Raw genomic sequence first — 21444 nt, 5'->3', positions numbered from 1 at the left:
CTACCGTTCGACTACACACCCAAAGCTAGGAGCAGCCGGACCGTCGACCCTGGAAAAAGTCGACCCTGGAAAAAGATGCCGACGGAGACGCGAAGCGCCCGACCCCGGCAATACCGGCAATCACGACTCAATCCATCAGGACAAGAACAACTTCAAGGAGCACGCAATGACGATTACTACAATTGCACCCTCGACCCAGGTCTCGGCTTTCCTGAGCAATCCGGTCCTGCATCTGATCGACGGCAAACAGGTTCCGGCAGCGTCGGGCGAAACATTCGCCTCGTTCAACCCGAGCAACGGTGAATCCCTTGCCCAGGTTGCATTTGGCGACGCGGAGGATGTCGACCGTGCGGTCGCGGCGGCCCGTCGCGCCCTCGACGGGCCCTGGGGCCGTATGACTCCTGCCCAGCGCAGCAAAATCTTGTGGCGGGTCGGCGATCTCCTGGAAGAACGCGTCGAAGAGTTCGCCCTCCTCGAGGCACTCGACAACGGAAAGCCGCTGACCTACGCGCGCCTGGTCGACGTGCCGCTGTCCGCTGACTGGTTCCGGTACATGGCCGGCTGGCCCACCAAGCTCGAGGGCAGCACGATCCCCGTCACCTCCACGGCAGCGCCTGGCGACTACTTCGCCTACACCGTGCGCGAGCCGGTCGGTGTCGTCGCGGCGATCGTCGCCTGGAACTTCCCGTTGCTGCTGGCCGCCTGGAAGCTCAGTCCCGCGCTCGCCACCGGTAACACCGTCATTCTCAAGCCTGCCGAGCAGACCCCGCTCAGTGCGGCCTTGCTCGGTGAGGTGCTTCGTGACGCCGGAGTGCCCGACGGTGTGGTGAACATTGTGCAAGGCGACGGGAAGAACGTCGGTGCCGCCCTCACCGCCCACCCCGGAGTCGACAAGGTCTCCTTCACCGGGTCCACCGCGGTGGGACGCGAGATCATCTCCTCGGCCGGCGGCAACCTGAAGAGGGTGACCCTCGAACTCGGCGGCAAATCCCCCAATATCGTCTTCGCCGACGCCGACGTCGACGCAGCCATCGAGGGGGCGGCTATGGCCATCTTCTTCAATCAGGGTGAGGCCTGCGAGGCGGGGTCCCGGCTGTTCGTGCAGTCGAAAATCTACGACCGAGTCGTCGAAGGGGTCGCCAAGATCGCGTCCACCCTGAAGGTGGGTGACAGCCTCGATCCCGAAAGTCAGATGGGCCCGCTGGTGTCGCAGAAGCAACTCGACACCGTCCTCGGATACCTCGACAGCGGCAGGGAGGAGGGGGCCACCGCATTGACCGGTGGCGGCCGCAAGGGCGACGTCGGCTACTTCGTCGAACCGACGGTCCTGGTCGACACCACACCGACCATGCGAGTGGTCAAGGAGGAGATCTTCGGACCAGTGGTCACCGTGTCGCCGTTCGACGAGGTCGACGACATCGTCCACACCGCGAACGACACCGACTACGGGCTCGCCGCCGGTGTCTGGACCTCGGATGTGTCCAAGGCTCACAACGTCGCCGCACAACTCAAGGCCGGCACCGTGTGGATCAACAGCTACCACGTCCTCGACCCGGCACTGCCGTTCGGCGGTTACAAGCAGTCCGGTTGGGGCCGCGAACACGGCGCCGCGGTCCTCGATGCATACACCGAAACCAAGACCGTGATCCTCAAGAAGTAGCCACCCCGGGCAGATGCCGCGCGTCCTCGACCACGGCATCTGCCTGGCGGACTCAGCCGAACGCGAGGAGGTGGATCGGGGCAGCAGCGCCACCGTTCGACGCTCGGCTGCGCAGCATGTCGGGAGTTCGCCGGAAGTTCATGGTTCTCATTGCCACACGTGTCGCTCGATGCAAAAACGTCTGTCGCTGTGCGTCAAGACACGCTGATAGCGCGCTGGAAGAATCGTCAATACACGGATAACACACTCCGGGGTAGCGCCCCGGGGGAACGATCGCAGCTACCGAGACTCCCCTCTTTGCGGAGGGAACGTGGGACGAGAGGAAACTAATGGACAACACCACGGCCGCGGTTTCCGCCCTCGTCGTTTCGGATGAGATCAGCGTGCCCACCGATACGGCGGAGCCCCGGTGGCAGATGCCGACCAACCCGCGTGCAGGCGTTGCCTCAGCAGAGCCACACATTCGGCACCGGCGCTCACGCACCGGAGAGGCGTTCGGGCCGGGGACGCTGGCACGATGCCGCGAGCTATACGAGATTCTGCTGAAGGCGGAGACGTTGACAGCCGAGGACAGTTGGCTGATCGACTTCGCGATACGGTGGTCGCCATACGGCGGTTCCAGTGCCACGGAATTGCTCGAACACTTCGGAGTCACACGCCCCAGATATCTCGAACTGCTTCGGAATGCGCTGGGGCCTGGACCAGCGGATCTGCCCCGTATCCGGGACCTCAAACGAGAGTTGCACATTCACCTGGGACGTGCGTGGACGCAGGTGCCGCACTGAACTGCGTCCACGCACGGTTGGCCCCGGAACGGCGCTCGCCGTGGCCCAGTCCGACCTGGTGCCGCGGGGTTACGGCGCCGGCTCTTCTCAGTACCGAAGTAGCGGGCTCGGACCTGACCGCAACGCATGAATTATCAAGGAGAGAAGATCATTTCCAGCGACATCGATGAACGCATCCGGCAACTGCTGGCGCAGTACGACACGCCTCAGGCGTGCGCCGCTGAGCTGCTGTGTGACCGTCATCCCGACGACACGGTGGCCTTCACCGTCGTCGAGAGCGACCTGTCAACAACTGATCTGACGTACGGTGACTTGAGGCGAAAGTCGGCCCAGTTCGCTGCCGCACTGGCCGAACTGGGCATCGAGCCGGGCGATCGCGTCGCAACGTTGATGAGCAAGTCCGCGCAGCTGGTGGTCGTCCTGCTCGGCATCTGGCGCCGAGGTGCGGTGCACGTTCCTCTGTTCACCGCGTTCGCACCGCCCGCCATCGGGTTCCGATTGGAATCGAGCGACGCGAAGATCGTCGTCAGCGACGCCAACCAGCTCGACAAACTCCAACCCGGCGAGGACATTCCGGCCGACGCACCATGGTTGGTGATCGCTGCCGACAGCACCGAGAATCCGGCGCAGTTACGCCTGGACGACCTTCTGGCCGGATACACCCCGGACGACCCCCGAGGCAACGCCGTCGCCGTGGGCGGCCGGGGGCTGCTCGTGCAACTGTTCACCAGCGGAACCACGGGCACCCCGAAGGCAGTGCCGGTCCCGGTGCGCGCCCTGGCATCGTTCCACGCCTACCTGGAGTTCGGGCTGGATGCGCGACCGGACGACGTCTTCTGGAACGCCGCCGACCCCGGCTGGGCCTACGGCTTGTACTACGCGATCCTGGCGCCCCTGGCATCCGGAACGCGCAGCATCCTGCTGCACGCCGGCTTCTCCGCACCGCTGACCTGGCAGATCATCGAACGATTCGGCGTGACGAACTTCGCGGCCGCGCCCACCGTGTACCGCAGCCTTCGCGCCGACCCGACGCCGGTACCCGCCGGAATCAGTCTGCGGCGCGCGTCCTCCGCGGGCGAACCACTCACCCCCGACGTGGTGGGCTGGTCGAAGCATGCTCTCGGAGTCGAGGTACACGATCATTACGGGCAAACCGAACACGGCATGTTCATCTCCAACGCCTGGCACGATGCGCTCGCCACCGATGTGCCGGCCGGTTCGATGGGCAAGCCATTGCCGGGTTTCGTTTGTGCGGTGCTCGCTGACGACACCGACGAATTCGCCGCCGCGGGGACGATGGGACGCGTGGTGGTAGACACCGTCAACAGCCCGCTGCTGTGGTTCCCCGGCTACATCGACGCCCCGGAAAAGACTGCACAGCGTTACACAGAAGATGGGCGTTGGTACCTGACCGGTGACGCGGGGATGGTCGACGCCGACGGGAACTACTTCTTCTCCGCCCGCGACGACGACGTCATCATCATGGCCGGCTACCGAATCGGACCGTTCGACGTCGAAAGCGTACTGGTACTTCACGACGACGTCATCGAAGCAGCCGTGGTGGGAATGCCCGACGAGCTTCGTGGCGAGGTGCTCGAAGCGTTCGTGGTCCTCCGCCATGGAGTGGTCGGCGGCGACGAACTCGAGGCCGATCTGCAGACGCTCGTCAAACGAAAGTTCGCCGCGCACGCCTACCCCCGCCGGGTGCACTTCGTGCAGAGCCTCCCCAAGACACCCAGCGGAAAAGTACAACGTTTCCTACTCCGTAAACAGTAATGCGCACAGATATAGCCACGAAAATCTGACGCCACGCCCGGCCACCGACCACTTGAACATCGATACGACGAGACCCCCGTAGTTCGGGATCTCGCTGAAAATATCCGCGAACTCGAGGCCCGAAATTGCCCACCCTTCTCGTATATGCGTTCCTCGCAGTACTCCGCATCCTCATGCCCCGTGTAGGTAAGCGGGCACTGGGCCACTTCCTTCTCACAACAGCGCTCACCCGCTCCTACCTAGGGTGGTCGCACGCCACACACGATGCGGCCCTGTCATGGACAGATCCAGTGATGGAAGAGCCGCTCACTGATGACCGGGTTTCGTGACGGGCGGGCAACTCGAGGTGAGTCGATGCTCCACCCCTGCACATCGAGTAGTTCATCGCCGATCCGGTGTGTTGCCGGCCGTTCTACCGGTGGAAGCAATGATCTCAGGCACGTGAACGGCCATCTCTATAACGCGTCAGCCACTTCAGCCACCAGCAATTCAAACGGGACCAAACGAAAGGGACTCTTAGATAGAGCGTTTCGTGCAGAATGCCAGCTGAACCTCACCACGCGCCGCGGCATATCCACGGGGGGAATGCCGCAACAACCGACGACCGAATGACGTACTAATCGGCTGATCGAGCAGTCCTGCCACGTCTTCACCAGCGGGACACCCCACTATCACCATCGCAATATAGGCGTCCGATGTCCCCCACCACCAGAACACACCCCAGTCCAACAACTTCGCCGTCTGAAGCGTCACATCCGGTAGAACTGCTCCGCTTCAGAACAGCATCAGCGCCGCCCCTCAACGCCCGCTCGAACAACCCGTCGTCTCGATACACTGTGGCGGATTCTGGCAGCTGGCCTCCCGACGATCCCGTCCATACCGGGCCAATGAGGACTGTGCGCAACGGCCTCAGCGGAGGGCGGGCAGGATGAACCCCCGCGAAGGCTCCCTGGTGATCCAACGATGCAGAGCCTGTGGCACACTGCTGGCGCCCTTGATTGCCACGTGTTCGGCGTGCCACGGCGTCGATCTCGAATCGGTGTCCTCCAGCGGCATCGGCTCCATCGTGTCGTCGAAGGTGATGCATCGCGAGAGTTACGGAACCCAGGACGATCCCGTCTCGCGCACAATCGCGATCGTTGCACTCGACGACGGCCCCTGGGTGTACTCGTGGATCGCCGGGAATGTTCCGACCCATTCCGGGCAGCCGGCACGCGTCGAGTTCCAACCGTCGGCAATGGACGAACGACTGCCCCTGTTCTCTGTTCAGACCTACCAGGGGCCGTGATTCTCCTGCGCAGCGACGACGGCGACGCACGTTTCTTGGCGTGGACTGGACATCCCCATTTCGGTGCGGCGATTGGGTGGACACCGCAGATTGTCGCCTGCCATGAGCATGTCACCGTTTCGACCCGATTTCTGCCACCCACGTGGGAACACTCGGATTGCCAGTTATGGGACCACCCGGCGCTCCGGATCTGGCTCGGCGTGCCCGGGTCCCGCCACCGGGATTTCGCACCGACGCGGCGCACTGCGGGGTGGACCGCAAAACGGCCCACCGCTACGTGCAGGCCGCCCAGGCAGCGGGCCTTGCAGCGCACCGACGGGTCGAGGCCCTCGACGACGGGCTGATCGGTGCGGTGATCGAGGCGGTGCCCGAACGGACACCGGCCCGCCCGGACCGGCTGCTGCGGATCGAGGACCAGATCACCGCGTGGGTCGCCGACGGCGGGAACCATCCGCCACTGACGATCACCAAGATCGAAACCCGCTGGCTCGGCAGGGCTGTGTGGTGCCGTATCGGACGTTGCGCCGATTCGCCACCGAGCGGTGTGGTTTCGGCCGCAGGGACACCCCCGTCCGCATCGTCGACGGCGATCCAGGCAGCGAATGCCAGATCGATTTCGGCTACCTCGGCTATCTGACCGATCCGGACACCGGGCGGCGCCGCAAGGTGCACGCGTTGATCTTCACCGCCGTGTACTCGCGGCACATGTTCGTGTGGCTGACGTACTCGCAGAGCCTGGCGGTGGTGACCGAGGCGGACCCGGCCAACCCACGGCTGTCGCGGGGCTAATTGGACTACGCCCAGTTCGTCACCGACCCGGCCCGGATCCGGTCCCCAATAGATCAGCCCCGGACCGAAAGGGTAGTTCGGTATGCTCGGAAACTACTGGGCCGGTACGGACTTCGCAAATCTAGGCGAGGCGTAACAGCGTGCCGAAGCACGGTGCCGCGACATAGCCCGGGAGGCGGACCCACGCCCGCGGCCGCCATCCGCCCGCTCGAGGTGTTCGACGAGAGGACGAGGCGCCGCTGCTGCCGGTTCGCCGGTCTACGACGTGCCGATCTTCATGCGGGTCAAGGTGCACCGCAACTGTCATGCCGAGGTGGCCAGAGCGCTGTATTCGATCCCGGGACAGTGGATCGGCAGTGTGCTCGAGGTGCGGGCGGACAGTGCGCTGGTGAAGTTCTACGCCCGCGGAACCCTGGTGAAGGCGCATCCGCGCCAGCCCGCCGGTGGGCGCCGCACCGACCAGGAGGATCCGCCCACCGAGAAGGTCGGATATGCGATGCCCAACTGGGACCGGCTCGCTGACACCTGCGCCGGGCACGTCCGCGCCTCGGGATCTACGTAACGAAAGGCAACAGCCGCGCCGGTGGGATAGAGGTCCTCGCGAGCTCGGCATTTGCCATTGGTGGTCGATCGCCTGCCGAAGCAGTTCACGGTACTCGACGAGGCGCGCCCCGGCTAACGCCAAGGTGTCCCGACGGGTGGTTAACTCCGAATAGGGAGAAGGACCGCGGGGCCGGGGAACTCGCTGTCCTAGAACTAGTTTTGCGGTCGATTCCTTCCTTTGCGGTTTGTCCGCCAGGCGCCGCGGGTGGTTGGCCGGATGGGTGGTCATCGTGCGGTCAGCGGCACCCTCGGCGGTGGTCCGGTGCTCTCCTGGTCAGAAGGCTGACATGGTTGGATCGGGAGCGCGCTCGGCCTCGGCTTTGTGGTAGTGCAGCTTCCAGAGCAGCACCGCGCCCAGCCAGGATGCAACAAAGAGACCGACGATGACGTATCCGAACAGTTCGAAGTGATCGGCGAGGGCGCCATACCAGCCGATCCAGCCGGTGGTTACTCCGAAGTGGTCGGTGAGTGCTCCGGCAAGGTAGACCGATGCCACGAACAGTCCGATAACCACGGTCATCGCGGTGGTCGCCAGATTGTAATACAGGCGGCGACCAGGGCTGCGGTAGGCCCATGAATACGCCCGGGTCATGAGCAGACTATCGGCTGTGTCCATCATCGACATGCCGGCCGCGAACAGCAGCGGCAGGGTCAGGACAGCGGCAAACGACATACCGCCGTTGACCGCGGTCGTCGCCGACAGCGCCAGCAAGGTGACTTCGCTGGCAGTCTCGAGACCGAGACCGAAGAGGAAACCGAGTGGCGCCATGTGCCAGGAAGACTTGATCAGGTTGCGGGCGCGCGAGCCGAGAACGCGGTTGACCAGACCTCGGTTCAGCAGTTGCAGGTCGATCTGTTCGGCGCGGAGAGTGCCGACGCGATAGTGGCGCCACAGTCGGGTCAGCCCGGTCAACACGACGGCGTTGAGCGCGGCGACGAGGGCGATGAAGCCGATCGCGACCAGGATTGATATGGTGCCGCCGACACCGCGTATCCCGTCCAGGCTGGTGTCGCTGAGGTTGGCGCCGGCGAAGGCGACGAGAACGGCGAGTACCAGCACGACGGCGCTGTGGCCCATCGCGAAGAAGAAACCGACACCGACCGGCCGTCGTCCGCGCACGAGCATCAGCCGTGTGGTGTCGTCGATGGCGGCGATGTGGTCGGCGTCGAAGGCATGACGCATGCCGAGGATGTAGGCGAGGGTCCCCGCTCCCGCGAAGCCACTGGCGGCCGCGAGATTTTCGCTCTGCCACAGGTAGAGACTCCACCCGAGGACGTGCAAGGCGGCGACGGCCGCGACGATGGCGGCGAGGCGCGATCGCTCGGCGCTGGTCCATCGGGTGGTGAACGAGTGGGCTACGGACGCCATGGTTGTCCTTTGTGTCTACAGCGATAGTTCGCTGGCCGCGAGGGGTAGAAACAGCTGTCGGGCGTGCTGTTCAGCCTGAATCGCTCCGTCGGTCGGATATGTTGTGGCGCTTCGAACTACTGTGTATCGGCAGGTGATTCACGCAGACGATGAACCATTTCGATCTTCGGTCGTCTTCGAAGGATAGGAGCCGTCGATGCGTAGCGCTTGACCCTCAGTGACAGTCACTTTTGCTTTCCGTGCCATCGTCCGTTTCACGGGTGGTCAGCGACCGGGACGGCCGCCGTCCGGCACCACGTGTCGTGGTCCACGAACTTTGAACGGATCGCGCAGGTCTCGATCTGCGAGCGTCGAGGTTGTCAACGTGCAGCGCTCATCAGGAGCGCCGGTGGGACTGCTGACGTGCCGACGCTCGGCGGATCGACTATCGGGCCTCGATCATCGGTGTTGTTCGCGGTACCGGCTCGGACTGGTGCCGTAAGTCGCCGTGAAGGCTCTGCTGAAGACTGACAGATCGGCAAATCCGAACTGGGTTGCGATGTCGGTCAAGGATCGGGGGGTGTTGCGTGGAGCCACCATCGCCTGACGGCAGGCCTCGAGTCGGTGTTCACGAATCGTGGCGGCCGCGGTTGCGTCGAAGCGCGCGAACACTCGGTGCACGGTTCTGGTGGAGACGAAGAACGCCCGGGCGATGTTGGTCGGGGACAGATCCGGGTCGTCGAGGTGCTGTCCGATATACCGCACCATGTTCACGTACAGGTCCCGCACCCCAGCATCCGGATCCTCGGGCTGACAACATTCCTCCTGCGCCGCTGTGATGGCGAGGTCCGCCAGGCCCCCGGCGAGTCCGATCGCTCCCCCGGAGGACACCTCCCCGTCTGCAGCCAGGAGGCTCGACAGCATCGGTGACAGTAGCTGTCCCACAGGCGATGTGGACCTGACGGTTCGTGCTGTCAACTCCTGCGACTGGCTTTCGGTGAGCGACACCGCCGCGCGCGGCCAAGTAAACACGCGCAGGTGCCATTCCGGATGCAGGTTCCAGGTGAACGGTCGCGAACTCTCGTAGAGGGCAAAGTCTCCGGGGCCGAGGGTGCAGGTGCGTCCGTCCTGGATGAGTTGCCCCTCACCGGCGACCACCATGCCGATCTGCATCAACTCGCGTGGGTGGAGGTTGGTGAGCCTCGGCGTTCTGCGGAAGGTCTGGGATGTGGCTGTGACGTCGGCCGCCATCAGATGCGCGAATTGACGGGTATGCACCGTACCGGTGAAGTGCGTGGGTTCGGCGGCGACGTCCAGTGCCACGAACGTGTCGCGGATCGTGTCGATCCAGGTGTCGAGCGCGGTGGTTCGCACTACCTCGCGGCGACGGCGAGGTGTCGACGCCGCCGGCGGAGGGAAAGGCACCAGCGCGGACTTTTCCGCAGAACGCCGATCCGGACAGGTACTGTCCACGAGGTCGCCATCAGACGGCGGCAACATTGACATGAACAGCTCCTTCTCCTCGCGTGAACCCCACGCTAGGAGGGCGGAAACAACATGTCAATGCACGCTGACTTATTTACGTGGGCGAAACACGATTTCAACCCGTGGTGGGCTAACCGGACTCACGCGGACCGGATTCGGCGGGAACCGGGAACACCCAATCTGCGGCGCTCTGCCCGGGGCCGATGACGTAGCCCTGGAACAATTTGTGCATCTCCACGAGCACATCACGCGCGGTTCCGGTCGCATCGACCGAATAGATCCGGAACCGGCGATACTCTCGGCGAGTTGACTGACGCTGCATTCGTCACGGGCGGCGAGAAGGCGGAGAATTTCGCGGCGTACCGGGTCCGCGATCGCATCGAACGCTTTTTGCCCAGACATTCGTTCCTCCACCCCCATCTCGGTACCAATAGAGCCTAGCGAGACCACAGGCGAGACGGGGGGTCGACTGCGATTCTCCTCACGCCTCACACCCGCTGTTCTTCTGGCACATCAAGTGATGGCTCCGACCGTGCGATAGCGGTGTCGCAGAGTGCAAAGGAAGCTGTCGCTGAGCGTCAAACATTCCGCCGCGCAAGCGCCTACCGTTCGAGTACGCCGGAATCCCCGGATGGTTCAGGGGACCTCCTGGACTGATTGACGATCTGTGCTGGAGGTTGCGCAGCGATGCCACGTGAAATCCGCATCACCGACAACGCACCACGGTTCGATAGGTGGTCGACCACCTTTCCTGAGGACGTGACGGAGGTGCTGTTCGCCCACTTCTGGGTGCAGGCAGCGAATCTGGAAAAGGCGAACGCGGCGATCGACGACATGGTGGGACTGTTCGACAACGATCCGCGGCCCACGGTTTTCCAGCGAGGCCACTTCATCGATACCTCCGGATACGCCAACGCCACGCTGAAGGCGTACTGGTTCTGTCCGGACGACTGTCACCGGTGGGCGGCACAGGAGAGCGTCGAAATGTTCTGGGCGTCGCGGCTGTCGACCGGGCCGGTCGGCTATTACCGCGAGACCGCGGTGATTCCCCGGGACCGGGCCACCGCCGAGTACATCAACTGCCACAACCGCACTGGGTTCTTGACCATCCTCGACCACGTCCCCGTGGGCGCCGCGGTCTAACCGAAGGAGACACCGGTTCATGTCTACATTGCCCCCACCCGACTCCGCACGCCTGGCCGCGCTGGACCAGCATTTCCGGTTCGGCCTGTCCGCTGCGGATCTCGAGCAATTCGCCCCTGCGGTCGAGGCCTCCCTCGATGCCTCGACCGCCGTCGAGCGCCTCTACCGGCGTTCCGCCCCGACGACGCCGCAGCGAGAGTGGGTCCCGCCAACCCCGGAGCGCAACCAACTCGGCGCCTGGTACGTCACCACCGTGCTTACCGGCGCATCGGAAGGCCCGCTGACCGGCAAGACGGTGGCGGTCAAGGACAACGTCGCCGTCGCCGGCGTGCCGATGATGAACGGATCGAGGACGGTGGAGGGTTTCGTCCCTCGCCACGACGCGACAGTGGTGCACCGTCTGCTCGATGCCGGAGCGACGATCGCGGGCAAGTCCGTGTGTGAGGACCTGTGTTTCTCCGGGGCGAGCTTCACGTCGCAGCCGGGGCCGGTCCGTAACCCGTGGGACCCCACACGCAATGCCGGCGGGTCCTCCAGCGGCAGTGGAGCACTCGTTGCCAGCGGCGAAGTCGATCTGGCGGTCGGTGGCGATCAGGGCGGCTCCATCCGGATCCCGGCGGCGTTCTGCGGCATCGTCGGGCACAAGCCGACACATGGGCTGGTGCCCTACACCGGAGCGTTCCCCATCGAGCGAACCATCGATCATCTCGGCCCGATCACCCGCACCGTTGCCGATGCGGCCCTCATGCTGGGTGTGTTGGCTGGCCCCGACGGGGCCGACCCCCGACAGCCCACCGTGATCGAGGCCGTGGACTACATGTCCGCGATCGCCGACCCGGCCGCCGGGCTGCGGGTCGGTGTCGTGGCCGAAGGCTTCGGCACACCTGGGTCCGATCCGGACGTCGACGCGACCGTGCGGGCGGCGGTCGATGTCCTGCGCGGCGCCGGACTCGCGGCAGAGGAGGTGTCGATTCCCTGGCATCTCGACGCCATGCACGTGTGGAACGTGATCGCCACCGAGGGCGCCGCGTACCAGATGCTCGACGGCAACGCCTACGGGATGAACACCGACGGCTTCTACGACCCGGAATTGGTCGCGCACTTCGCCGCCCAGCGCCTCGACCGCGGCCACGAGCTGTCCAAGACCGTCAAGTTGGTCGGGTTGTCGGGCCGGTACACCTTCGAGGTCGGCGGCGGCAAGTACTACGCCATGGCCCGCCAACTCGTGCCCGAGTTGCGCGCCGCCTACGACGCCGCGTTGACCCGCTACGACGTACTGGTCATGCCCACCGTCCCCTACACCGCCCAACAGATCCCCCCGGCCGATGCCAGTCTGGGCGACTACCTGCACGTTGCGCTGTCGATGGTGGGCAACACCGCCCCCTTCGACGTCACCGGGCACCCGGCGTGCTCGGTCCCTGCTGGCCTGGTCGGCGGCCTGCCAACCGGCCTGATGATCGTCGGCAAGCGATTCGACGACGCCACGGTTCTACGCGTGGCACACACCTATGAACAGGCGGTCGGCGCGTTCCCCGCGCCACCGGCCGCCGCGACCGCAAGGAGTTTCGCATGAACGGAGTATTCGACCTCGGGGGCACGGACGGGCTCGGCCCGGTGGTGACAGAGGACGACGAACCGGTCTTCCGCGCCGAATGGGAGAAGATCGCGTTCTCCCTGTTCGCCAGCTGCTTCCGTGCCGGATTGTTCAACATCGACAGTTTCCGGCACGGCATCGAGCAGATGGACCCGGCCGAGTACCTGCTGTCCAACTACTACGAGCACTGGGCGCACGTCGCCGAGCACTCCGGGGAGAAGGCCGGCGTCATCGACCCGGCCGAACTCGACCGGCTGACCCAGTTCTACCTGGACAACCCGGACGCCCCCCTGCCGCAGCGGGAGGACCCCGAGCTGCTCGCGTTCGTCGACGCCGCCGTCACCGGCGGGGCACCGGCCGCCCGGGAATCGGACAAGGTCGCGGTGTTCTCGGTCGGTGACACCGTCACCGTCGCCGCCGACAGCCCGACGGGCCACACCCGCCGGGCCCGCTACGTCCGTGGCCGCACCGGTGTGATCACCGGCGCGCACGGCACCTTCATCTATCCCGACAGCGCCGGCAACGGCGGCCCCGACGCCCCCGAACACCTCTACACCGTGCGCTTTACCGCCCGTGAACTGTGGGGCGAGGAGACCGGTGATCCCAACAGCGTCGTCTACTTCGATGTCTGGGAGCCATACCTGACCCTCGTCACCACCCAAACCAAGGAGTGAACATGGCCGCAACCGACACCCGTCTGCGCACGCAGGAGGAGATCACCGCCCGGGTCAAGGCCCTCGAAGCGGTGCTGATCGAGAAGGGCGTCCTGACCACCGCCGCGGTGGACCGGCTGGCCGAGGTCTACGAGAACGAGGTCGGGCCGCAACTCGGCGCCAAGGTCGTGGCACGGGCATGGTCCGACCCCGAGTTCAAGTCCCGCCTTCTCGCCGACGCCACCGCTGCCTGCAGCGAACTGGGCATCGGTGGCCTGCAGGGCGAAGACATGACCGTCGTCGAGAACACCGACACCGTGCACAACGTGATCGTGTGCACCCTCTGCTCCTGCTACCCGTGGCCGGTACTAGGCCTGCCGCCCAACTGGTACAAGGCACCGCCATTCCGGGCGCGCATCGTGCGCGAGCCCCGCAAGCTCCTCGCCGAGGACTTCGGATTCACGGTGCCGGACTCGGTGGAGATCCGGGTGTGGGACTCGAGCTCGGAGCTTCGGTACTGGGTGCTGCCGCAGCGCCCGGCCGGCACCGACGGACTGAGCCTCGACCAGCTCGCGGCATTGGTGACCCGGGACTCGATGATCGGCGTCGGCCCCGTCGCCGCCCCAGCCTCATGAGCGCCTCGCTACACCAGGACACCGCCGAACTCGACGCGGCTCGGCGCCGCATCGAGGACCTGGTCTGTGGTCTGCCCGACGCGGGTGATCAGCCGTTCGAGCAGCCCTGGGAGTTGCGGGCCTTCGCGATGGCCGTGGCTGCCTACGACAATGGGCACTACGCCTGGTCCGAATTCCAGCTCTCGCTGGTCGAGTCGATCAGGCGATGGGAAGACGGCCGAGGTTCCGAACCGTGGAGCTACTACGAACACTGGCTCGTAGCGCTCGAGGCCGTGCTCGCTGACAAAGGTGCACTCTCGGACAACGCTCTCGATGAACGGACGAGAACAGTACTGGCCGCACCTCGCAACGCCAACCACCACGAGGCACACCGGGAACCGGTCGCGATTGCACCCGCGCTGACCAGCTAACCCACACTGCCGGTCGAGCAGCCTCGACAATCACGGTTCGGCCCGCGCCGATCAAACATCGGCGCGGGCCGAACCGGCCTCGAACCAGTCCTGCCTCTCGATTCCTCTTGGCAAGCAACTACTTTTCATCCCACTGGTGGCGATTTTCGCGGTCCATCGTCATGGTCGGATTTATCCGTCTGGGGCCCGATGCGGAGATCTGACATGCCGTTTTGTTGCAAGACGCTGTCGTCGCTCTTCGCGGTCTTCTACTGCGCCCCCACCGCTTGCCGGCCGATTTGAAGGGGATTGTCAGCAGAATCGCCGCGGCACGGGCGGAAATGCGGTCATCGGACGTGGTCGCGCAGTCGACGGATACACACCACCACGACAGCTGGTACGCCGAGGATCACGCCGGCAGAGCGACCTCGTACAGATAGCCCAGGATCAACACCCCGTCCCGTCAGAAGCCTCGAATCAATCACAATCGACGGCCGCACCGTGGACCCCGCGGACGCAGGCTTGGCGAATCGCTCGAGTTTGATGACCAACTGTGGGTCTGATCCACTCGGCGGACTTCCCGCTGCACCGCAACGCGTGCCCTCCGGGCCTGGCGACCCACCCCACTGGGCCCTGATGAAGGAGTTCCCGCGCCATGCGCATCTCGTTCCGGCAGACTGCTGCCGTTCTCTCCGCGGCGTCCGTGCTGCTCGTCTCCGGTTGCTCGTCGGCCGGCGACTCCCCCGCCACCGAGGAGACCGCCGCCTCGAATTCCCCCAGCTACCCGATGACCGTGGAGAACTGCGGGCACACGGTCACCGTGGACGCCCCGCCCCGGCGAGCGGTGTCGCTCAATCAGGGCTCCACCGAGATCCTGCTGTCCCTCGGTCTCGCGGACCGCCTGGTGGGAACCGCCACCTGGACCGACCCCGTCCGCGACAACCTGGCCGCCGACAACGCGAAGGTTCCGCGGCTCGCCGACAACAAGCCGTCGTTCGAGGTGGTACTCGATACCGAACCCGATTTCGTGACCGCGTCGTTCGGCGGCAGCCTCGGGCCGGGCGGTGTGGCCGATCGCGACCAGTTCGACCGACTGGGTGTCCCCAGCTACCTGTCGCCGACCGATTGCGAAGGCATGGCGGACGAGAGCGTCAACGCCGACGGGGCGCGGACCGCGCCGCTGCGCATCGACACGGTCTACGAGCAGATCCGCGAACTCGCCGCCATCTTCGACGTCCGCGACCGCGGTGAGCAGTTCGTCGCGGAATTGCGGCAGCGGTTCGACGCCGCCTCGCGTGAGGTCGAGGCCTCCGGGGTGTCGCTGGCGTACTGGTTCGCCGACACCGAGACCCCGTACATGGCGGGCTGCTGCGGATCCTCGGGCATCATCACCAACTCGGTGGGAGCGCAGAACATTTTCTCCGACACCACAAACGAGTGGCCGCAGGTGAGTTGGGAGAGCGTCCTCGACCGTGACCCCACCGCCCTCGTCCTGGCCGACCTCAGCCGCCGGAGCATCGACGGCGACGCTCTCGACAGCAAGACCGCGTTCCTCGAGTCGAACCCGGTGACGCAGCGGCTCACCGCAGTCCGGGACAAGCGGTACATCGTCGTGAACGGTGCCGACATGAATCCGTCGATCCGCAGCGTCGACGGTGTGGAGAAGACGGCGGCCGCACTGAAACAGTGGGGACTGGCGAACTGACTTTGGCGGCAACACGGTTCGACTCCAGGCCGCTGCTCGTCGCGCTCCTCCTCGGCGGTGTTCTGGTGCTCGCGGCGTCGATCGCGGTCGTCATCACCCTCGGCCCGGCGAGCCTGTCGGTGGGCGACGTGTACGCGGTGGTCCTCGAGCACTTCGGTCTGGGCAGTTCGGGGGTGAGCAGGATCAAGGACGGCATCGTGTGGGAGTTGCGCCTGCCGCGGACCCTCCTCGCGGCGGTGTGCGGCGCCGGGCTGGCGTTGTGCGGAGCGATCATGCAGTCGCTGCTGCGCAATCCGCTCGCCGACCCGTTCGTGCTCGGCATCTCGTCGGGCGCGTCCACCGGGGCGGTGCTCGTCGTCGTCCTCGGTCTCGGCGCCGGGGCGGTGTCGTTGTCGGCGGGTGCCTTCGCGGGGGCGGTGATCTCGTTTGCCCTGGTGATGCTGCTGGCGACCGGTGCAGGCGGCGGCACGTCGCGGGTGGTGCTCGCGGGAGTGGCGGGCCTGCGACTGCTCAGCGGGATCGGCGAGCCCCACACCGGCAGGGTCCTCCTCGAAGACACCGACATCAGGAACCTCCGGCGACGGCTGATCGCCCGCCGGGTGGCGATGGTCGACCAGCATTCCGACACCGAGGTCGACATCACCGTCCTCGACGTGGTCCGGCTCGGCCGCATCCCCCACCGCAGAGTGTTCGGCGGCGACGAGTCGGCGGACGCCGCGGCCGTCGAGCGCGCCCTCGCGCACACCGGCATGACGTCGAGATCGCACCGCCTGTGGCACACACTGTCCGGCGGTGAACGGCAGCGCACCCAGATCGCGCGGGCCCTCGCGCAGGAGCCGGACGAACTGCTGCTGGACGAACCGACCAACCACCTGGACATCCAGCATCAGCTCGACATCCTGTCCCTGGTCGCCGAATTGCCCCTCACCAGCTACATCGCCCTGCACGATCTCAATCTGGCCGCGATGTTCTGCGATCGCGTGGTGGTGCTGGACGGCGGCCGCATCGTCGCCGCGGGCCGTCCCGCCGACGTGATCACCGAGGCCCTCGTCGAGCAGGTGTACCGGGTGCGGGCGGGGGTCGCCGTCGATCCCGTCACCGGCTACCCCACCGTCACGTACCGGCCGCGGTCTTCGCGGCACCTCTCGCTCCGCTGACACCGTGTCCCCTTCCCGACGAACGGGACGCTGAACACCTGAGTAGTTCGGGTCTCGCTCCCTCGGCGCGCTCGCGGCCGGGCCCACGGGCTCCCTCGTTGACTGTCGCTTATCGTCGAACCATCTGTCGCCCGCAGTCAAATGCACACGCGTACAGGACGGTAGCTTCTGATCTATCCGAGTTGCCGAACGTTTTCGGCAAGCCCCAACTCGATGAATCAGGAGTCCTCATGGAATCTGCAATCAGCAGCCACCTCACATGCCCACGGACGTTGACCCGGCGTGTGCCCGACGACTACCAACCTCCATTTCCCATGTGGGTAGGACGTGCTGACGAGAGCTTGCAGCAGGTAGTCATGGCCTACTTTGGCGTGCAGTTCCGCGACGACGAACAGCGCCCGGCCGCACTCGCGGCCATGCGCGAGATCGTGGCCAGCTTCGATCTGGACGACGGCCCACTGCACTACGACCTGACCCATCATGCGGACAATCAGGGCTACGAGAATCTGATGATCGTGGGATACTGGAAAGACATTGCTTCCCATAACCGTTGGCTCCAAGGACCGGCCGTGGCCGACTGGTGGCAATCGGACGAACGGCTGTCCGAGGGCCTTGGCTATTTCCGTGAGATCGTGGCCCCGCGGGCCGAGCAGTTCGAAACGCTGTACGCCTTCCAGGACCGCCTCCCCGGTGTCGGTGCCGTCATGGACGGGACCAGCGGCGAGATCAACGAACATGGGTACTGGGGTTCAATGCGTGAACGTTTCCCGATTTCCCAGACCGACTGGATGCAGCCCTCGGGCGAACTGCGGGTGATCAGCGGCGATCCTGCCGCAGGTGGCCGCGTGGTGGTCAAGGGCCACGACAACATCGCGCTAATTCGCTCCGGACAGGATTGGAAGGATGCCGAATCCGAGGAACGTTCCCTGTATCTCGACGAAATTCTCCCAACTTTGCAGCAGGGCATGGATTTTCTTCGCGACAACGGCGACTCGTTAGGCTGCTACAGCAATAGGTTCGTGCGCAACATCGACCTGGACGGGAACTTCCTCGATCTGAGCTACAACATCGGCCACTGGAGTTCGCTCGACAAACTCGAGCGCTGGGCAGAATCCCATCCCACCCACCTGCGCATCTTCACCACCTTCTTCCGCGTCGCCGCCGGCCTGTCAAAACTGCGGCTCTATCACGAGGTCTCGGTGTTCGACGCCCACGACCAGCTGTATGAGTACATCAACTGCCACCCCCAGACCGGCATGCTGCGCGACGCCCAACCAGTTGAGGGCTAAGACCGCTGGACGCGCCTCCGGTCGTTCATCCTCCTGGGTCGCTGGAACGCTGGATGCGGTGTCGATCGACGGTAAACGGTCGACACCGCGGCAAGGCTTTGCTTTCCGGAACACGTACGATATGTTGACCTCTGTTGACATATTAGCTTTTGGGTTGCAGGGAAGCGTGGTCCAGAGGGCAGTGACTACTCAGCGAAACGAAGAGTTGGCGTTTGCCGTGCTGGCCGATCAGGTTCGGCGTCAGATCTTGGACACACTCGCCTCGCATGGGGAGTGCAGCGCCGGCTTCATCAGCGACCAGATTTCGACAGTGGGACGCACCACGGTGTCTACGCATTTGAGAGCGCTGCGCTTATCCGGTGTCGTGCTCGAGCGACGCCAGGGACGGCATCGCCTGTATTCGATCGACCCGATGGGACCGGCCAACGATGCTCTGCAGTTCCTTCGTGGTCTGCTCGAACGCGCCCTGGGAGCGAAGACCAGTGACTCTCCGATGTCGCCGACGGTCGATCCGGACGGCGGCTCCGTACGTCGCCGGGCATGAGCCGACCTGCGACCTCTAACTCAGGTGGGAAAGCACGTGGCCGGTTTCTCTGTGACCGCCCAGATCGCCGTCCCCGAACCGCCTACGAGGGCTTTTGAAAGGTTCGAGGCGGGACAGCTGCTCGAGCTCGAATGTGATCACCTCGTGGTCGGGGCGGCGATGTCGATCTCGTTGCCGGTCGGCGACGGAGCACAGATGGGCTTTGCGGGATCGCCGATCACCTTGTTAGGCCATGTCGCCGGTGTCAAGCGCGATCGTTCGGTTCTGATTGTCCACCATCAGCCATGGCGCGGGCGACTCGTGGTTCGGTTTTTTCCTGACGGAGTCGGATCCCGGATCGTTGTCGAGTCGAGTCTGGATCAAGATGGCTTGACTTGGCTCGCGCACAAGCGCGGGTATGTACCACCGGAACCGCCGCGTGCTGATCGGCACCGGATCGGACTGCTCGTGAGCAAGTCGGGCTCGGCGGCGGTCTTCGCCCAGGCAACCGAGTCGCTGGCAACGCTTGCGGTCGAGGAAGTCAACGCCGACGGCGGTATCGGTGGGGTCCTTGTGGACCTGGTCGTGGGTGACGACGCATCCGATTCGGCCGCCGGTGCCGCTGCAGCGATGCGGTTGATGCGCAGCGGTTGCCGCGTGGTGTTCGCGTGCGTGACCTCCGCGACGTTCAACGCTGCCGCATCTGCATTGCACGGTACGGGCGTGCTGCTGGTCCACACGGTCCTCAACGAAGGCGGTCGGCCCAGCCCCGGTGTCGTCCGACTCGGGGAACGACCGCTTGCGCAGGTCCGCGCGGGGGTGCCCCTCTTGATGGCCGAGACAGGTGGCCGTAACTGGTTTTTCGTGGGCCAGCGCTATTCGTGGTCATACGGGGCACATTGGGCCGCACGGCGCGTGGTCGCCGAAGCCGGTGGCTCGGTCCTCGGCGAGACCTACCAGATTCTGGGGACCACGGACTTTACTCAAGTCGTCGACACTATCGGGCGCTCGGGTGCCGAGTTGATCCTGTCCTCACTTGTCGGACACGACGAGGTGTTCTTCGAACGGCAGTGCTCCCAGCACGGATTGCGGTCCACCACTCGCACATTCGCACTCGTACTCGATGAGGCCACCCAACAATTCATCGGCAACTCCGATGCCGACGGGGTATGGGCCGCGTTCGGCTACTTCCAAGGGTTCGGAGACAACACCGACCTCGAGACGCGTTATCGCGCAAGTGCAAAAGGGATCCTGCCGCCCCTGAGTTCACTGTCGGAGACGACCTACGAAGCGATCCTGGCGTACGCTCGCGCCGCAACGATCGCCTCCGCCGACGATCGAGCCTCGATACGCCGACAGCTCCTCGCGCACAACGAATCCGATACGGCCACCCTCACGGCCAAGCACCGGCCGATCCTGCTGGCGGAGTCCCGCGGCGGACGCCTGCGCCCACGCGCCGGCTAAAGGCGTATTTATACCCGCACTATTCTCCCTCGGCTGTCGACGACAGAGAGAGGTATGAAGCGAGCGATCCCGGTCGGTGCCTAGGAAATCATGGCTGCAGACCGCGATTCCCTGCAGCAATTCAACAAGTTGGTATGAGTGCCTGCGTTGTGGGGCCGAGGGCCTCGTTCTGCAAAGCCTCGTGGGTTGCCAGGTGACAGATCAAGGCTGGTAGAGCCACATTTGCAGGTCAGGAGGCCCCCGGTGCGAGTTCAGCGTACAAGTGTCGGCTTGGACGTGCACGCATTGTCGGTGGTGGCGTGCGGGATCGACGAAGATACTGGCGAAGTGTTCAGAAGGCGGCTGAGTCCCGACTACGGCGAGGCCCTTGCCTGGCTACGAACGCTCCCGAGCGCGGTGAAGGTGGTGTACGAGGCCGGCCCGACAGGGTTCGGGCTGTGTCGGGCACTGACCGCGGCCGCTGTGGAGTGCGTGGTGGTGGCTGCGTCGAAGCTCCAACGCCCTGCCGGGGACCGGATCAAGACCGATGCCCGTGACGCCCTGCATCTGGCTCGACTCCTGCAGTTGAGTGAGATCGTCGAAGTGAGCGTGCCTTCGGTGGAACAGGAAGCGGCCCGCGATCTCGTCCGTGCCCGTGAGGACGCCCGGGGGGACTTGATGCGGTGCCGGCATCGGTTGTCGAAACTACCGCTGCGGCAGGGCCTCGTCTATTCCGGTGGGGCGGCGTGGACCGCTGCTCACGACGTATGGCTGCGCGGACAAAATTTCGACCAACCGGCACTTCAAGCGGCGTTCTACTCGGACTACGAGGCGATGATTTTGACACTCGCACGCCGTGACCGCCTCGATGCCGCGATCGCAGACATGGCCGAGGACAGCCCCTACACGCAGATGGTGCGCAGGCTCGGACGTCTACGAGGGGTGTCCACGCTGACTGCGTTCGGCCTCGCGGTCGAGATCGAGGACTGGCAACGATTCACCGGCAACACCATCGGCGCCTCCGTCGGTCTCGTGGCCAGCGAGTACTCCTATGAGCGACGGTTGATCCAAGGCCCTGACACGGTCATCCTCGCCGTCGCCTGTCTCGTACTCGCTGTGCGCCGATGCAACGAGGGCGCGGAGAAGGTCGCGTATTTGCGCTGTGCCGATTGCACCGGC

Annotated in this window: 18 protein-coding genes and 1 pseudogene; 17 read left to right on the top strand and 2 right to left on the bottom strand. The window is 65.0% G+C overall.

What is annotated here, in order from left to right:
- Nucleotides 1–166 precede the first annotated feature (166 nt).
- The 5 genes from GO592_RS10765 to GO592_RS10745 all read left to right on the top strand — a co-directional run bounded on the left by GO592_RS10765 (nucleotide 167) and on the right by GO592_RS10745 (nucleotide 6860).
- Nucleotides 167–1660, top strand: a complete 1494-nt coding sequence (locus GO592_RS10765) for an aldehyde dehydrogenase family protein (RefSeq protein ID WP_007299367.1) — start codon at nucleotides 167–169, stop codon at nucleotides 1658–1660.
- 911 nt (nucleotides 1661–2571) lie between these two features.
- Nucleotides 2572–4221, top strand: coding sequence for an AMP-binding protein (locus GO592_RS10760; protein WP_007299369.1), 1650 nt, complete (start codon nucleotides 2572–2574; stop codon nucleotides 4219–4221).
- A 928-nt stretch (nucleotides 4222–5149) separates the two neighbouring features.
- Nucleotides 5150–5509 (top strand): Zn-ribbon domain-containing OB-fold protein, encoded by a 360-nt coding sequence (locus tag GO592_RS10755; protein WP_007299370.1) that lies wholly within the window; start codon nucleotides 5150–5152, stop codon nucleotides 5507–5509.
- A gap of 504 nt (nucleotides 5510–6013) precedes the next feature.
- Nucleotides 6014–6298: a hypothetical protein gene (locus GO592_RS10750; RefSeq protein ID WP_050998670.1), complete on the top strand. Its 285-nt coding sequence runs from the start codon at nucleotides 6014–6016 to the stop codon at nucleotides 6296–6298.
- 265 nt (nucleotides 6299–6563) lie between these two features.
- On the top strand, nucleotides 6564–6860 hold the full coding sequence (locus GO592_RS10745) for a Mu transposase domain-containing protein (protein WP_050998671.1): 297 nt from the start codon (nucleotides 6564–6566) through the stop codon (nucleotides 6858–6860).
- 315 nt (nucleotides 6861–7175) lie between these two features.
- Here the strand turns inward: GO592_RS10745 and GO592_RS10740 are convergent, their stop codons facing one another.
- Nucleotides 7176–8270 carry a HoxN/HupN/NixA family nickel/cobalt transporter gene (locus GO592_RS10740; RefSeq protein ID WP_007299371.1) on the bottom strand — a complete coding sequence of 365 codons (1095 nt, stop codon included), beginning with the start codon at nucleotides 8268–8270 and terminating at the stop codon, nucleotides 7176–7178.
- A gap of 438 nt (nucleotides 8271–8708) precedes the next feature.
- Nucleotides 8709–9623, bottom strand: coding sequence for a helix-turn-helix domain-containing protein (locus GO592_RS10735; protein ID WP_007299372.1), 915 nt, complete (start codon nucleotides 9621–9623; stop codon nucleotides 8709–8711).
- Between the two features lie 417 nt (nucleotides 9624–10040).
- On the opposite strand from GO592_RS10735, the gene GO592_RS45790 reads away from it, so the two are divergent.
- The 12 genes and pseudogenes from GO592_RS45790 to GO592_RS44210 form a co-directional block, all read left to right on the top strand.
- Nucleotides 10041–10175: a hypothetical protein gene (locus GO592_RS45790; protein WP_265146054.1), complete on the top strand. Its 135-nt coding sequence runs from the start codon at nucleotides 10041–10043 to the stop codon at nucleotides 10173–10175.
- 246 nt (nucleotides 10176–10421) lie between these two features.
- Nucleotides 10422–10877: a phenylacetaldoxime dehydratase family protein gene (locus tag GO592_RS10725; RefSeq protein ID WP_007299373.1), complete on the top strand. Its 456-nt coding sequence runs from the start codon at nucleotides 10422–10424 to the stop codon at nucleotides 10875–10877.
- 19 nt (nucleotides 10878–10896) lie between these two features.
- Nucleotides 10897–12450 carry an amidase gene (locus GO592_RS10720; protein ID WP_039952291.1) on the top strand — a complete coding sequence of 518 codons (1554 nt, stop codon included), beginning with the start codon at nucleotides 10897–10899 and terminating at the stop codon, nucleotides 12448–12450.
- A complete protein-coding gene (nthB, locus tag GO592_RS10715) occupies nucleotides 12447–13145 on the top strand; it encodes a nitrile hydratase subunit beta (protein ID WP_007299375.1) in 699 nt (232 codons plus the stop codon). Before GO592_RS10720 ends, nthB begins: the two co-directional genes overlap by 4 nt.
- Before the next feature lie 2 nt (nucleotides 13146–13147).
- On the top strand, nucleotides 13148–13759 hold the full coding sequence (nthA, locus tag GO592_RS10710) for a nitrile hydratase subunit alpha (RefSeq protein ID WP_007299376.1): 612 nt from the start codon (nucleotides 13148–13150) through the stop codon (nucleotides 13757–13759).
- Nucleotides 13756–14169 (top strand): nitrile hydratase accessory protein, encoded by a 414-nt coding sequence (locus GO592_RS10705; RefSeq protein WP_007299377.1) that lies wholly within the window; start codon nucleotides 13756–13758, stop codon nucleotides 14167–14169. Before nthA ends, GO592_RS10705 begins: the two co-directional genes overlap by 4 nt.
- A gap of 634 nt (nucleotides 14170–14803) precedes the next feature.
- Nucleotides 14804–15853 (top strand): ABC transporter substrate-binding protein, encoded by a 1050-nt coding sequence (locus GO592_RS10700; RefSeq protein ID WP_007299378.1) that lies wholly within the window; start codon nucleotides 14804–14806, stop codon nucleotides 15851–15853.
- A complete protein-coding gene (locus GO592_RS44215) occupies nucleotides 15835–17010 on the top strand; it encodes an iron chelate uptake ABC transporter family permease subunit (protein ID WP_007299379.1) in 1176 nt (391 codons plus the stop codon). Before GO592_RS10700 ends, GO592_RS44215 begins: the two co-directional genes overlap by 19 nt.
- Before the next feature lie 230 nt (nucleotides 17011–17240).
- Nucleotides 17241–18299 carry an aliphatic aldoxime dehydratase gene (gene oxdA, locus GO592_RS10685; protein WP_007299380.1) on the top strand — a complete coding sequence of 353 codons (1059 nt, stop codon included), beginning with the start codon at nucleotides 17241–17243 and terminating at the stop codon, nucleotides 18297–18299.
- 58 nt (nucleotides 18300–18357) lie between these two features.
- Nucleotides 18358–18843: an ArsR/SmtB family transcription factor gene (locus GO592_RS10680; RefSeq protein ID WP_237720543.1), complete on the top strand. Its 486-nt coding sequence runs from the start codon at nucleotides 18358–18360 to the stop codon at nucleotides 18841–18843.
- Between the two features lie 159 nt (nucleotides 18844–19002).
- The gene (locus GO592_RS10675; protein WP_337952687.1) at nucleotides 19003–20286 is read left to right on the top strand and encodes an ABC transporter substrate-binding protein; all 1284 of its coding nucleotides are present in this window, start codon (nucleotides 19003–19005) and stop codon (nucleotides 20284–20286) included.
- Nucleotides 20287–20529: 243 nt separating this feature from the next.
- Nucleotides 20530–21348: pseudogene (locus GO592_RS44210) on the top strand (IS110 family transposase); the annotation flags it as partial.
- Between the last annotated feature and the right edge of the window lie 96 nt (nucleotides 21349–21444).

This window comes from Rhodococcus sp. 21391, assembly GCF_016772255.1.
In the GTDB taxonomy this organism is placed as follows: Bacteria; Actinomycetota; Actinomycetes; order Mycobacteriales; family Mycobacteriaceae; genus Rhodococcus_F; species Rhodococcus_F opacus.
This window is presented reverse-complemented; position numbering and strand designations above follow the sequence as displayed.